This is a genomic window from Embleya sp. NBC_00888, assembly GCF_045207655.1.
Taxonomy (GTDB): Bacteria; Actinomycetota; Actinomycetes; order Streptomycetales; family Streptomycetaceae; genus Embleya.
Genome location: NZ_CP108784.1, coordinates 5256354 through 5270208 on the forward strand (window position 1 = coordinate 5256354; position 13855 = coordinate 5270208).

Annotated in this window: 11 protein-coding genes and 1 riboswitch; of the genes, 5 read left to right on the forward strand and 6 right to left on the reverse strand. The window is 71.2% G+C overall.

The genetic code is table 11. From position 1 onward, the window contains the following. Positions 1-71 precede the first annotated feature (71 nt). A complete protein-coding gene (gene pcrA, locus OG948_RS22530) occupies positions 72-2588 on the reverse strand; it encodes a DNA helicase PcrA (protein ID WP_406298226.1) in 2517 nt (838 codons plus the stop codon). A gap of 157 nt (positions 2589-2745) precedes the next feature. On the opposite strand from pcrA, the gene OG948_RS22535 reads away from it, so the two are divergent. Both OG948_RS22535 and OG948_RS22540 read left to right on the forward strand, forming a co-directional pair. Further along, entirely contained in the window at positions 2746-3465 is a 720-nt protein-coding gene (locus OG948_RS22535; protein WP_406298227.1) for a PIG-L deacetylase family protein, read from the forward strand. Positions 3466-3510: 45 nt separating this feature from the next. Then, on the forward strand, positions 3511-4749 hold the full coding sequence (locus tag OG948_RS22540) for an IS4 family transposase (protein ID WP_406298148.1): 1239 nt from the start codon (positions 3511-3513) through the stop codon (positions 4747-4749). Positions 4750-5057: 308 nt separating this feature from the next. On the opposite strand, the gene OG948_RS22545 is transcribed toward OG948_RS22540, so the two are convergent. After that, a complete protein-coding gene (locus tag OG948_RS22545; protein WP_395869993.1) occupies positions 5058-5414 on the reverse strand; it encodes a hypothetical protein in 357 nt (118 codons plus the stop codon). 344 nt (positions 5415-5758) lie between these two features. Further along, positions 5759-5896: riboswitch (cyclic di-AMP (ydaO/yuaA leader) on the forward strand. Positions 5897-5905: 9 nt separating this feature from the next. Between OG948_RS22545 and OG948_RS22550 the strand changes: the two genes are divergently transcribed. Continuing rightward, on the forward strand, positions 5906-6991 hold the full coding sequence (locus OG948_RS22550; RefSeq protein WP_406298228.1) for an NlpC/P60 family protein: 1086 nt from the start codon (positions 5906-5908) through the stop codon (positions 6989-6991). A 95-nt stretch (positions 6992-7086) separates the two neighbouring features. On the opposite strand, the gene OG948_RS22555 is transcribed toward OG948_RS22550, so the two are convergent. After that, positions 7087-7764 carry a LuxR C-terminal-related transcriptional regulator gene (locus OG948_RS22555; RefSeq protein ID WP_406298229.1) on the reverse strand — a complete coding sequence of 226 codons (678 nt, stop codon included), beginning with the start codon at positions 7762-7764 and terminating at the stop codon, positions 7087-7089. After that, positions 7761-9023 carry a PspC domain-containing protein gene (locus tag OG948_RS22560; RefSeq protein ID WP_406298230.1) on the reverse strand — a complete coding sequence of 421 codons (1263 nt, stop codon included), beginning with the start codon at positions 9021-9023 and terminating at the stop codon, positions 7761-7763. Before OG948_RS22560 ends, OG948_RS22555 begins: the two co-directional genes overlap by 4 nt. Before the next feature lie 133 nt (positions 9024-9156). Here OG948_RS22560 and OG948_RS22565 point away from each other — a divergent pair, with 133 nt between their 5' ends. Further along, positions 9157-10434, forward strand: coding sequence for a PspC domain-containing protein (locus tag OG948_RS22565; protein ID WP_406298231.1), 1278 nt, complete (start codon positions 9157-9159; stop codon positions 10432-10434). 76 nt (positions 10435-10510) lie between these two features. Beyond that, positions 10511-11047: a hypothetical protein gene (locus OG948_RS22570; RefSeq protein WP_406298232.1), complete on the forward strand. Its 537-nt coding sequence runs from the start codon at positions 10511-10513 to the stop codon at positions 11045-11047. Positions 11048-11111: 64 nt separating this feature from the next. Here the strand turns inward: OG948_RS22570 and OG948_RS22575 are convergent, their stop codons facing one another. Both OG948_RS22575 and OG948_RS22580 read right to left on the reverse strand, forming a co-directional pair. Next, a complete protein-coding gene (locus OG948_RS22575; RefSeq protein ID WP_406298233.1) occupies positions 11112-12029 on the reverse strand; it encodes a glutathione S-transferase family protein in 918 nt (305 codons plus the stop codon). A 69-nt stretch (positions 12030-12098) separates the two neighbouring features. Continuing rightward, the gene (locus OG948_RS22580) at positions 12099-13796 is read right to left on the reverse strand and encodes a peptidoglycan DD-metalloendopeptidase family protein (protein WP_406298234.1); all 1698 of its coding nucleotides are present in this window, start codon (positions 13794-13796) and stop codon (positions 12099-12101) included. Positions 13797-13855: the final 59 nt, after the last annotated feature.

The window sequence follows — 13855 nt, forward strand, 5'->3', positions numbered from 1 at the left end:
CGCGAACGCGGGCGGGCCGGGCCGATTCACTCGGCCCGGCCCGCCCGCGTTCGCGCGACGAGGTTCGCGCGCTACAACTTCTGCACCGGCGCGTAGCGCAGCAGCAGGGTCTTCTCGCCGCCCGCGCCGAAGTCGATCGTGGCCTTGGCCTTGTCGCCGGTCTCGGCGGTGGAGACCACGGTGCCCAGACCGAACTTGTCGTGGGTGACCCGGTCGCCGGGGGACAGCGCGACGATCGGCCGTTCCTTGATCTGCGCGCCCTTGCCGAAGCCACCGCGCGAGCCGACCGTCGACTTGGTCGCGGACAGCGCCTTGGCCGCCGACGGGGACGTGCCGCGCCAGTCGACCAGCTTCTCGGGCAACTCGCCCAGGAAGCGCGACGGCGGGTTGTACGACGGCGCGCCCCACGCGCTGCGCATCTTCGCGAGCGTGACGTGCAGCCGCTCCCGGGCGCGGGTGATGCCGACGTAGGCCAGTCGGCGCTCCTCCTCCAGTTCCTTCGCGTCGCCCAGCGAGCGCATGTGCGGGAAGACGCCGTCCTCCAGACCGGTCAGGAACACGGTGGGGAACTCCAGGCCCTTGGCGGTGTGCAGGGTCATCAGCGTGACCACGCCGCCGTCCTCGCCGTCGGTGGGGATCTGGTCCGAGTCCGCCACCAGGGAGACCCGCTCCAGGAAGTCGGCCAACGTGCCGGCGCCACCCTCCTGCGCCTGGGCCTGCTCGAACTCCAATGCCACCGCCGCGAGTTCCTGGAGGTTCTCGATCCGGGTCTCGTCCTGCGGGTCGCTGGACGCCTGCAACTCGGCCAGGTAGCCGGTCTGTTCCAGGATCGCCTCCAGCACGGTCGCCGGACCCGCGCCGCCGTCCACGACCGCGGTGAGGTCGTCGAGCAGTTGCACGAAGCCCTTGACCGCGTTGGCGGACCGCTTGGCCAGGCCCGGCGCGTCCTCGGCGCGGCGCAGTGCCCGGGCGAACGGGATCCGGTCGCGGGTGGCGAGCACCTCCAGGCACGCCTCGGCCCGGTCGCCGATGCCGCGCTTGGGCACGTTCAGGATCCGCCGCAGCGAGACGGTGTCGTCCGGGTTGGCCAGCAGCCGCAGGTAGGCGAGCACGTCCCGGACCTCGCGGCGCTCGTAGAAGCGCACACCGCCGACGACCTTGTACGGCAGCCCGACCCGGATGAAGACTTCCTCGAACACGCGGGACTGGGCGTTGGTCCGGTAGAACACCGCGACCTGGCCCGGCTTGGTCTTGCCCGCGTCGGTGAGCCGGTCCACCTCGTCCGCGACGAACTGGGCCTCGTCGTGCTCGTCGTCGGCGACGTACCCGACGATGGGGGTGCCCTCGCCGGCGTCCGTCCACAGGTTCTTCGCGCGCCGATTGCTGTTGCGCTCGATCACCGCGTTGGCCGCGCTGAGGATGGTCTGCGTCGAGCGGTAGTTCTGCTCCAGCAGGATCGTCGTGGCGTCGGGGTAGTCGGCCTCGAAGTCGAGGATGTTGCGGATGGTCGCGCCGCGGAACGCGTAGATCGACTGGTCCGCGTCACCCACCACGCACAGCTCGGCCGGTTCGATCTCGGCCAGGCCCGCCTCGGCCGGGTTCACCAGGTCGCCGTCGACCGTGCGCCGGGGGCCGCTGCCCGCCGCGCCGCCGACCAGTTCGCGCACCAGCGTGTACTGCGCGTGGTTGGTGTCCTGGTACTCGTCGACCAGCACGTGCCGAAAACGCCGCCGGTAGTGCTCCGCGACGTCCGGGAACGCCTGGAGCAGATGCACCGTGGTCATGATCAGGTCGTCGAAGTCCAGCGCGTTGGCCTGGCGCAGCCGCTCCTGATACATCGTGTACGCCTGACCGAGGATGCGCTCGGTCTCGTTGATCGCCTTCGCCGCGAAGTCCTCGTGGTCGACCAGCTCGTTCTTGAGGTTGGAGACCTGCGCGTTGAACTTGCGCGGCGGGAACTTCTTCGGGTCCAGGTCCAGGTCGCGGCAGACCATCGCCATCAGCCGCTGCTGGTCGGCCGAGTCGTAGATGGAGAACGACGAGCTCATGCCGAGCTTCTTGTACTGCTGCCGCAGGATGCGTACGCACGCCGAGTGGAACGTGGACACCCACATGGCCCGGGTGCGCGGCCCGACCAGCGCCTCGACCCGTTCACGCATCTCGGCGGCGGCCTTGTTGGTGAAGGTGATCGCCAGGATCTCGCCGGGGTGCACGTCCCGGGCCGCGAGCAGATACGCGATCCGGTGGGTCAGCACGCGCGTCTTGCCGGAGCCCGCGCCGGCCACGATGAGCAGCGGGGACCCCTCGTGCACGACCGCGGCGCGCTGTTGCGGGTTCATTCCGTCCAGCAGCCGCGCCGGATCCACGACCGGGCGCGGCGCGCCGTTGCGGTAGTAGGCGTCGCGCGGCTCGGGCGGCGGTGCGTACTGCCCTTCGTACAGGTCGTCCGGATAGTCCTCCGGAAGGCCGTACACGTGGTTCTCGTCCGGCTCGGGCGGCAGCGGAATGTCGTCCGCGGGGCTCGTGGGGGACTTCTTGGCCGCGGTCTCGAAACCGGGCAGGGGGATGTCGTCGAAGAGGCTGCTCATCGTTCCCCGAGTCTAGGTGGGTAACAAGCGAGTCGTGCTCGGCCCTTTGTACAGAGCGGAGATCATTGCGCCGACGACGGGTTTTCGCCGCCGGCATCACGTCGATCGGGATCGGTGGATCACCGGTCGGGGATCGATCCGATCAAGGGAGTACATCGTGCTGGACGATCGTGACGTGGAACGGGTGCTGGTGCTGGCCGCGCACCCGGACGACATCGACTACGGGGCGGCGGGGACGGTGGCGACCTGGACCGAGGCCGGCGTCGAGGTGAGCTATTGCCTGGTCACCGACGGGGACGCGGGCGGCTTCGACCCGGCGGTGCCGCGATCCGAGATCGGCGGGATCCGGCGGGCCGAGCAGACCGCGGCGGCGGCGCACGTGGGGGTGAAGCGGCTGTACTGGCTCGGCTACCCGGACGGACGGTTGGCCGCGACCCTCGAACTGCGGCGCGACATCACCCGGGTGATTCGGCAGGTGCGGCCGCAGCGCATGGTGATCCCCAGTCCCGAGCGGGACTGGACGCGGCTCGCGCCCAGCCATCCGGATCATCTGGAGGCGGGCGAGGCGGCGATGCGGGCGATCTACCCGGACGCCCGGAACCCCTTCGCGCACCCCGAGTTGCTGGACGCGGAGGGACTGCGGGAGTGGACCGTGCCGGAGACGTGGTTGTCGCCGACGGGGGACCCGGACCACGCGGTCGAGGTGAGCGCGGTGTTCGAGCGCAAGATGGCGGCGTTGTTGTCGCACACGAGTCAGACGAGTCATCTGTCCGGGCTGCGCGATGAGGTGACCAGGATGCTCGGCCGCAATGCCCTGCGGTTCGGTCTGGGCGCGGGGCGGATGGCCGAGGTGTTCCGGGTGGTGGACACCCGCTAGACCCAATACCAGTGACTTTGATGGGGTTCGCTCGTTGGATGGGTTGTGCCAAGGCCTGGGCAGGTGAAGTCGTCGACGGGTGAGCGGTTCTCGGATCGGATCGCGTTGGGGGTGTTGACGCGTGCGTTTCCGCCGGAGTTGGTCGACGAGGTGGTCGCGGGGTGTGGGCGGGTCGAGCAGCGTCGTCGGTTGTTGCCGGCGAGGGTGGTCGTCTACTTCGTCCTGGCGATGTGTCTGTTCTCGGGTCAGGGCTACGAGGAGGTCGCGCGTCTGCTCACGCAGGGTCTGGAGCGGGAGCGTCGGTGGGTGGGGACGTGGCGGGTTCCGACGACCGGGGCGATCGGGCGGGCGCGGCTGCGGTTGGGGCCGGAGCCGTTGAGGGTGTTGTTCGCTCGGGTGTGTCGTCCGGTGGCGGTGCCGGGGACGGTCGGGGCGTGGTATCGCGGGCGCCGTCTGGTCGCGGTGGACGGCACGACCTTCGACCTGCCCGACAGCGAGGCGAACGCGGGTTTCTTCGGTCGGCCGGGTACGAGTCGGGGCCAGGGTCGGAGCGCGTATCCGCAGGCGAGGGTGGCCGTGTTGGTCGAGTGCGGCACCCACGTGGTGTTCGCGGCCGACATCGCGCCGCTCGCCGTGCGCGAAACGACCGCGGCCCGGCGGTTGTTCGCGTCGTTGGAGCCCGGGATGCTCCTGTTGGCCGACCGGGGTTTCCACGACTTCGAACTGTGGCGGGCGGCCTCCGGGACCGGCGCGGACCTGTTGTGGCGGATCAAGGGCAACGCCGTGCTCCCGGTCCTGACCTCCCTGCCCGACGGGTCCTACCTGTCCGAGATCTTCGCCGGTCACGACCGCCGGCGCGTCGATCCGATCCGGGTCCGTGTGGTCGAGTACACCCTGGGCCCGGGCGGTGGGGAGGAGATCGTGTATCGGCTGATCACCACCGTCCACGATCCCTCGGCGGCTCCGGCCGCCGAGTTGGCGGCGCTGTATCACGAGCGGTGGGAGATCGAGACCGCCCTCGACGAGATCAAGACCCACCAGGGCGGTCCCGGCCACGTGTTGCGTTCCCGTCACCCGGCGGGTGTCGAACAGGAGATCCTCGGTGTTCTCCTGGTCCATCACGCCCTGCGCGACCTGATGCACCACGCCGCTCGGGATGTGGACTGCGACCCGGACAGGCTGTCCTTCATCCGAACCCTGCGCGTCGTCCGCCGCCACGTCACCGGCCAGGCGGCGTTTTCCCCCCTCCCGACTCGCCGTCGCACTCCTCGCCACCCTGTGTGAGATCCACGAACGGCCCCTGCCGCCGAGGCGGTTGCGCTCCAACCCCCGCGTCATCAAACGCAAGATGTCCAACTGGGCGCTCAAGCGAACCGAGCACCGCAGCACACCCCCACCGAACCCACCCGACGTCACGCTCGTCGGACCGACCCGCACCACCCCAACCTGCCGCAGAAAGACCTAAAAACACCGGTATTGCCGCTAGACCCTGTCCGGCGGACCCATCGGGATCCGCCGGACAGGGCCTGGCGCGCTCGGCGAGGGATCGAGGACACGCCCGGGAGGTGAGCCGGCGGGTTCGTCGCGCCGGCTCAGGTCCACATGACGGCGATGGCGATGTTCGCCACGGTCAGCAGGCCGATCGCGCCGAGGACCTTCGGGGAGACCCGGTCCGCGGCGCGATTGCCCCAGACCAGCAGCAGGATCGCCAGCAGGATCACCAGCTTGGTGCCGATCTTGGCGTTGTCCACGTCCTGGTCCAGACCCGCCTGGACCACCCCGACCAGCGCCAGACCGGTGACGAGCATGGTCAGCGCACCGTGCGTCATCGCGGGCACGATCCGCACGTCGCCGGTGCGCAGCCCGGACATCTGGGTGAGAAAGCCGCCGAGCAGGGACGCGATGCCCACGATGTGCAGGACCAGCAGGATCTGCCGCAGAACGTCCACGTCGTACAACTCCTCGTCGGCTCCTCGCGCGGCGCCCGGGACGCCGTCGTCGTTGCGGGTCGCAGCTTAGCCGGCGGCCGATAAGGGACCTTCCGGTTGGTCATACGCGAGTAATGTGCGCCAAACGGCTCAAGATCGACTTTCGGGAATCCGGGCGCTTTTCCCGTGATACGGGGAGAAGGAAACGGCGACCTTGGTAAAGTTTTGGCAATGCAGAGGCCAATGGTGATGGTCGTGACACGCCTGTGACTAGTGTTCTGCGACAGGCGATCGGCTCGACGTCGGCCACCCGGTCGACACGATCGCCTCCGCCGAATTCGGGGACGCGTTTCGGTGACTGTGGGTGACCGCAGTCGTCGCGGCGAGAAGCCGGAACCGGGGACCCTCGCAGTCCCTGGGGTGAATCGGTGCTCCGGCACCGTAGGGCGCCTTCTTCCGCCCGAACCCGTCAGCTAACCCGGTAGGCGGCCGAGGAAGGAGACCCGCCACCAGTGGCGTCCCAACGTCGACCCGGGCAGCACCGCAAGCCCAAGCCGCGCACCGCCGTCCGTACCGCAGCGACCGTCGTCACGGCCGCCGCGACGATGACCGGCGTGATGACCTTCGCCGGCACCGCGAGCGCGGATCCCGCGCAGTCGTTCCAGCAGACCAAGGAACGCGTCAACCAACTGCACAGCGACGTGATCAAGGCCACCGACGCCGCCAACGGCGTCGAGGAGCAGATCACCAAGCAGCAGGGCACCGCGAACCAGACGCAGGCTCGGATCACCGAGGAACAGACCGCGCTGAACGCCCTGCGCGACCAGATCGGTGTCCTGGCGGCCAACCAGTACCGCAGCGGCGGCCTGCCGCCGTCGCTCTCGCTCGCGCTCAGCGGCGACCCCGAGGGTTACCTGCAGAAGTCGCAGATGATGTCCCAGCTCGACGGCCAGCAGGCCGCCAAGCTGAAGCAGATCGCGGCGCAGGCCCGAGTTCTCCAGCAGGACCGCACCGAGGCCTCCTCGCAGCTCGCGGAACTGGAGAAGCTGCGGACCGAGCTGAACAAGAACAAGGCCGACATCCAGGCCAAGCTCTCCGAGGCCCAGCGGCTGCTGAACACGCTCACCGAGCAGCAGAAGAAGGAAGTCCTCGACTCGGACGAGCACGCGGGCGACACCTCGCGTACGCCCGACCGCAGCTCGCGGGACAAGGAGAAGGACACCGCGCCGGCGACCAACATCCCGGCCTCCGGCCGGGCCCAGGCCGCGATCAACTTCGCGTTGGCGCAGATCGGCAAGCCGTACGTCTCCGGCGCCGAGGGCCCCGGCTCGTACGACTGCTCCGGCCTGACCCAGGCGTCCTGGAAGGCCGCGGGCGTGACGCTCACCCGCACCACCTGGACCCAGATCAACGACGGTCCCAAGATCGCCAAGAGCGCCCTCCAGCCGGGCGACCTGGTGTTCTTCTACTCGGACAACCGGCACGTGGGCATGTACATCGGCAACGGCCAGATCGTGCACGCCCCGCGTCCGGGCAAGACCGTGACCAAGGCGCCGCTGGACTCGATGCCGTTCCTCGCGGCCATCCGACCCGGCTAGGCCCACCGGACACCGACGACACCTCGACGGCGCCCGTCCTCGGAACGAATCCGAGGGCGGGCGCCGTCGTGTGTGCCGGGGTACCGCCGGTCCGGTCAGACCAGCCGGCGGTCGGTCGCCCAACGGGTCAGCTCGTGCCGGTTGGAAAGCTGCAACTTGCGCAGCACGGCGGACACATGGGTCTCCACCGTCTTGACCGAGATGACCAGCCGCCGGGCGATCTCCTTGTACGCGTAGCCGCGCGCGATCAGCCGCAGCACCTCGCGCTCGCGCTGGGTGAGCCGGTCCAGGTCCTCGTCGATCGGCGGCACGTCGGTGGCCGCGAACGCGTCCAGCACGAAGCCCGCCAGACGCGGCGAGAACACCGCGTCGCCCTCGCCGACCCGGCCGATCGCGCGGATCAGCTCGTCGCCGGTGATCGACTTGGTCACATAGCCCCGGGCGCCACCGCGGATCACCCCGATCACGTCCTCGGCCGCGTCCGAGACGGACAGCGCCAAAAAGCGCACGGCCGGGATCAACGACGCGCACTGGCGCAGCACCTCGACCCCACCGCCGCCGGGCAGGTGCACGTCGAGCAGGACCACCTCGGGACGGGTCTCGGTGACCACGGCCACCGCGCTCGCGACGTCGTCGGCCTCGCCGACCACCTCGACCGCCTCGCCGATCTCGGCGCGCACGCCGGTTCGGAACATCCGGTGGTCGTCGACCAGGACCACCCGGGTACGGGGCGCTCCCTCCGGGTGCTCGGTGCTCGTCTCGGTGGCGTTCACGTGTTCGTCCTTCCCACAGCGGCCCGGCCGGCCTCGGCTCGGCGCATCTCCAGCTCGACCTCGGTGCCCTCGCCGGGTTCGCTGCGGATGTTCGCGGCGCCCCCGTTGCGGCGCATGCGCCCCAGCACGGACTCTCGCACACCGAGCCGGTCGGCGGGCACCGCGTCCGGGTCGAAGCCGGGTCCGCGGTCCCGGACGAAGACGGTGACCATGTCCTCGTCGGCCTCGCCGAACACCGAGATCGCCGCGCCGCCCGCGTACTTCGCCGCGTTGACCATCGCCTCGCGCGCGGCGGCCAGCAGCGCGGCCAGCTTGTCGTCCACCGGGCAGTCGCCCACGGACACCACCTCGATCGACACGCCGTGCGCGTCCTCGACCTCGGCCGCGGTCGAGCGCAGCGCGGCGGCGAAGGTGCGATCCGGTTCCTCGCCGTCGGGGCGGTACAACCACGCGCGCAGCTCGCGCTCCTGCGCGCGGGCGAGCCGGGCCACCTCGCGCGGGTCGTCGACCTGACGCTGGATCAGCGTCAGCGTGTGCAGCACCGAGTCGTGCACGTGCGCGGCCACCTCGGCGCGCTCCTGGGCCCGGATCCGGGCCCGGCGCTCGGCGCCCAGCTCGCGGGTCTGCCGCAGCAGATACGGGCCGAAGATGACCAGCAGCCCGACCAGGAGCAGCCCGGCCCCGCGCATCGCGGCCAGCGCGTCGCCGAGGCCGCCCCGGCCGAACGAGAAGAACACCAGACCGGCCAGCACCAGCGTGGCGCCGACGAAGGTGCGCAGCGCGCCGGCCACCCGGCTGCGCCCGTCCAGCGAGAACCACCGGTTGCGCTGCGACTCGTCCGCCTGGCGCCACAGCAGGATCACCCCGGGGCCGGCCACCAGCAGCGGCCAGATCCAGTCCCCGACCTTGCTTCCGCTCGTGGTCGCGCCCACGCCGGTGAGCATGGTGGCGGCGATCAACACGATGATCAGGGCGAGCGCCTGATGCCGCTCCCGACCACGTTCGCGCGGCGGCGGGGCCGTGGTCCCCGCGCCCTGCGGTACGAAGATCCAAAAGGCCGCGTAGAGCGCGATCCCCAGACCCGCGAAGAACGCGAGCGCGACGAAGGCGACCCGCAGCAGCAGCACCTCGACACCGAGGTGCTCGGACAGACCGCGCGCGACGCCGCCGGCGAACCGGTGGGAGGCGGCGCGCCGGAGCCGGGGGGTCGACGGCGCGGGCCGGACGGGCGCGGCGGGCGGGGGGTAGACGGCGGTCACACGACCGATCGTCACACGCCGGCAAGCCCCGACGCATCAGGGCCCGACCCTGATTCGCCCTCAGGGTCGAACCAGGGGCGGGCCAGGGCGGAGCCCGATGGGAACGGGGCGGCGGGAGCGCCACGATGGACCCATGAACGACGACATGAAACCCGGTATCTCGGCCGGCGACCGGGCCGGCGACGTCCCGGGCGGCCCTCCGGGGTCGTCCGCGGCGCCCACGACGACGATTCGCCCCCAGCTCCTGCGCAGCACCGAGGACCGGATGGTCTCGGGCGTGTGCGGCGGCCTCGGCGAGCACTTCGGCCTCGACCCCGTGATCTTCCGCATCGTGTTCGCGGTGCTGTCGCTCTTCGGCGGGGTGGGCGTACTGGTGTACAGCCTGGGCTGGCTGTTGATCCCGGCCCGGGGCGAGGAACAGCCGCTGCTGCGGCGGATCCTGTCCAGGAAGTTCGACTACGGGGCGTTGGCCGCCGCCGCGGTCGCCGTCATGGGGGTCGCCTTGTTCTTCACCTACCTGGACTCGGGCTTCGGTCCGTCCATCCCGCTGCTGATGATCACCGCCGTGGTGTTGTTCATGGTGTGGTCCGACACGAAGAAGAAGCACGAGGCCGCCGTCCGCACGGCCGGGGTCGCGGCGATGGCGCCGGCTCCCACCCAGGTGGACGCCCGGCCGGACGGCGCGACGGTCCCCGGGCCGCCGATGTGGTGGCAGGTGCCGGGTTCGGGGTCCGCGGAGGAGAACCGGCCCGCCTCGGCGCCGGCGCCGGTGCGCCCCAAGCGCCCGCGCTCGTGGCTGCGGCTGGCCACGCTGTCCGCGGCCACCGCCGCCGGCGGTCTGCTGTGGAACCTGGACCACACGGGGGCCGCGGACGTGACGCCCACCGTCGCGCTCGCGATCCTGCTCGGCATCGTCGGCCTGGGGCTGCTCGCGGGCTCCTGGTTCGGCCGGGCCCGGCTGCTGATCGTGCCCGCCGTCGTGCTCACCGCGCTGCTCGCCGCGGTCACCACGATCACCGTGCCGCTGACCGGCCCGTCGGGTGAGCGCACCTACACGCCCACCTCGGTCTCGGCGCTGCCGACCTCGTACGAGCTGGGCATGGGCACGATGGACATCGACCTGCGTCGGCTCGACCTCGGGGCCGGCGGCAGCGCGACGGTCAAGGCCCGGATCGGCGTCGGGCAGATCCAGGTCTGGGTGCCCAAGGACGTCACGGTGGTCTTCCGGGGCGGCGCCGACGTCGGCCAGGTGCGCACGTCGGCGGGCCGGGACGAGGGCTACCGACCGCGGCGCGCGGAGACCACGGCTCCGGAGGCGGGGCCGGGGCGCGGCACGATCACGCTCGACCTCAAGGTCGGCCTGGGTGAGGTCGAACTGCTGAACGGCGACGACGGCCGGGAGCCCCGATGAGCGCGCCGACGGTCGACCCGATCGGCATCCGAAGGACCCGACAGTGCACCGTGACCCGGATGGAGGGCGATTTCCGATGAGGCTGAACAGGTACCGCTTCGACCCGATGGCCCTGATCGCGGGCGCGGTCTTCACCGGCATCGCGGTCGCCTATCTGCTGCGGGCGACCGGCGCCGTGTCGGTGAGCCCGCAGTGGGTGCTGGCCACCGCGGCGATCGGAGTGGGGCTGGCCGGGCTGGCGGGGGCGCTGTGGGCGCTGCTGCCCAAGGGCGGGCCGGAGCCGGTGGCGGCGCCGATGCGTCCGATGGCTTCCACGACGACTTCGCCGGAGTCGGTCGAGCAATTCGAGCAATTCGAGCAGTTCGAGCCGGGAGCCTCGTCGGAGCCGACCGCGTCGTTCGCGTCGACCGCTTCGCTCGAGCCGACGGTTTCGCCCGGGTCGACCGCTTCGCTCGCGATCCACGATGTGAGCGAGGACGTCGCCGAGCCGTACGCCGACGACGCGGCCGAGAACGGGCACGGAGCCGAGGCGGCGGGCGACGCCCCGGGCGAGGACGACACCGGGGACGACCGCCCCGACCCGGAGCCGCCGACGGTGGACCTGACCAAGTAGGCGCCGGCGGGTACGAGTGCGCGGGTGGGCCGACGGCCCACCCGCGCACTCGTCGTGTCCGTGCTCAGCCGCGCCCGTGCGGCGTGAGCCACAGCGCCGCGTCCGGCCCCTTGGGCACGACGCCGGTCGGGTTGATCATGTCGTGGGTGACGTAGTAGTGCCGCTTGATGTGGTCGAAGTCGACCGTGTCGCCGAAGCCCTCGGTCTGGAACAGGTCGCGGGCGTAGGCCCACAGGACCGGATACTCGGTCAGCTTGCGCAGGTTGGTCTTGAAGTGGCCGTGGTAGACCGCGTCGAAGCGGACCAGCGTGGTGAACAGCCGGATGTCCGCCTCGGTGATCGTGTCGCCGACCAGGTAGCGCCGCCCGGTCAGCCGCTCCTCCAGCGCGTCCAGGCGGGCGAACAGCGCGTCGAACGCGGCCTCGTAGGCCTCCTGCGTGGTGGCGAACCCGCAGCGGTACACGCCGTTGTTGACGTCCCGGAAGACGTCCGCGTTGATCGCGTCGATCTCGGCGCGCAGCGGCTGCGGGTACAGGTCCGGCGCGCCGGCGCGGTGCAGCGCGGTCCAGCGGGTGGAGAGGTCCAGGGTGATCTGCGGATAGTCGTTGGTGACCACGTGCCCGGCCCGCAGGTCGATGATCGCGGGCACGGTCACCCGGCCGGCGTAGGTCGGGTCACTGGCCCGGTAGGCGTCGGCGAGGAAGGCCAGCCCGGTGGCCGGATCGCGCCCGTCGGGGTGATTGGTGAACCGCCAGCCGGTCTCGTCCCGGATCGGGTCCACGACGGACAGCCCGAGCGCGTCCTCCAACCCGAGCAGCCGCCGCACGATCACCGCCCGGTGCGCCCAGGGACACGCCAACGACACGACCAGCTGGTATCGGCCGGCCTCCGGGTCGGGACGTCCGGTGAACCGATTGGCCTGCCGGACGAACTCCCCGCGCTTTCCCGTCTCGGCCGCGAACTGCGGCTCGGAAGTGGTCATGCGTCCACGGTAGATCGCCCGGACCCGGACCGGGGGTCGGCGAGCCGACGCGGGCCCGACGGGCCCGCGTCAGGTCGGGTCGAGGCCGTTCGCGCGGAGCCAGGGGAGCGGGTTGATCGGGGCGCCGCCGCCCGGGCGCACCTCGAAGTGCAGGTGCGGGCCGGTGCTGTTGCCGGTGTCGCCGCTGTAGGCGATCACGTCGCCCGCCTTGACCGGGCCGGAGCGGATCTTGGCCCGGGTCAGGTGGCAGTACCAGAACTCGGTGCCGTCCTTGGCGGTCAGGATCACCATGTTGCCGTAGGCCGAGTTCACCTCGGTGCGCACCACGCCGTCCATCACCGCGAACACCGAGGTGCCCAGGTCCACCGGGAAGTCGATGCCGGTGTGGGTGTGCGCCCAGCGCGAGCCGGAGGAGCCGAAATAGGCGCTGAGGCCGCGCTGAGTGACCGGGAGGAAGTACTTGGGCCTCAGGGACTCCTTGCGCTGGCGCTCGGCTTCCTGGGCCCGCTGAGCCTCTTCCTGGGCCCGCCTGGTCTCGTCCTGACGCTCCTGGAGGGAGATCCGGGTCTGCGCGCGGCTGGCACGCTCGGCGAAGTCCTCGGCGCCGACCTGGAGATCCACCAACTGCTTGTCCATCGGCGACATCAGCGGCAGGTCCTCGCCGCCCGCCACCGGGTCCGCGTCCTTGGTCTCGGCACCCGCGGTGTGCAGGCCGCCGATCGCGGCGACGGCCATCGCCGCCGCGCCCATCACCGCGAGCGGCGCGCCGGCGGTGAGCGGGAGCGCGCGTTTGCGCTTGACCTTGGCCTTGGCCGGGCTCTCCTTCGGCCGCGTGTCCGCGGCCGGCCGGTCCTGTCGCCGGCTCCGCTCGACCGGCTCGTCGGTTGCGTCGTCGTCCGGCTCGACCTCGTTGTCGGTGCGGGCCGGCACGCTGTCGCCGTGGTCACCGGGATCGAAGGCGGGCTCGATCGGCGCGGGCGTCGTGCCGTCGTCGAACAGGTCCGTCGTCGAGCGGTTGCCACCGGACCACATGTCGGCGTCGTCGCGCACCGGGACGGGGGAGAACCAGGTGTCGGACTCCCACGCGGCGGTGTCCGAAGCGGCGTACCACATACCGGTGTTCGAGCCGTTGTCCCAGGACGGGTCGACGTACGGCGCGGCCGGCGCGTCCTGGACCGCGGTGTCGGTGACCGCCCAGGCCCGGGTCTGCGTCTGCGCGCCGTAGGCGGCGTACCCGCCGCTGTCCGGGACCGCCGCGTAGCCGTACGTGCCCGAGGCGTCGTAGCCGGTCACGGCGTCGTAGCCGCCCGAGACGGCGGCGTGCGCGCCGCTGTCGTACCCGTCCGACGACCCGCCCGGGATCGCCCGGCCGTACGCGTCGTAGCCCGGCACCGAGGCGTATCCCGAGGCGTCGTAGGCGGGTTGGTACCCGGACGCGTCGTAGCCCGAGGAGCCGTAGGCCGAGGAGCCGTAGCCGGGCGTGGCGTAGCCCGCGGGATCGTGGTTGGTGCCGGCGTACGTCGCCGTCGCGTCGTAACCGTCGTACGACGGAGCCTGCGCGCTCCAACCGCCCGAGGAATCGACCGCCGGGTAACCGCCGTTCGTACCGGCCGAGTACACGTTCGTGTCGTACCCGGAGGTCTGGCCGTATCCCTGGTCATAGCCGCCCTGGAACGAGCCGGACGGGCCGTAGGGGGAGTACGCACCCTCGGCGTCCGGAACGTAGCGACCCTGCTGATCCTCGCTCGGATAGCGAACGTCCGTCACCTACGTCGCCTTCGTCTCGGGGGCTGGTCGGAATCGGACTGTAGTGCTCTTGACGTTCG

What these genes read in the sequence shown, in the direction of transcription:
- pcrA (WP_406298226.1), bottom strand. Translation starts at nt 2,588, where the DNA reads ATGAGCAGCCTCTTCGACGACATCCCCCTGCCCGGTTTCGAGACCGCG.
- OG948_RS22575 (WP_406298233.1), bottom strand. Translation starts at nt 12,029, where the DNA reads ATGACCACTTCCGAGCCGCAGTTCGCGGCCGAGACGGGAAAGCGCGGG.
- OG948_RS22570 (WP_406298232.1), top strand. Translation starts at nt 10,511, where the DNA reads ATGAGGCTGAACAGGTACCGCTTCGACCCGATGGCCCTGATCGCGGGC.
- OG948_RS22565 (WP_406298231.1), top strand. Translation starts at nt 9,157, where the DNA reads ATGAACGACGACATGAAACCCGGTATCTCGGCCGGCGACCGGGCCGGC.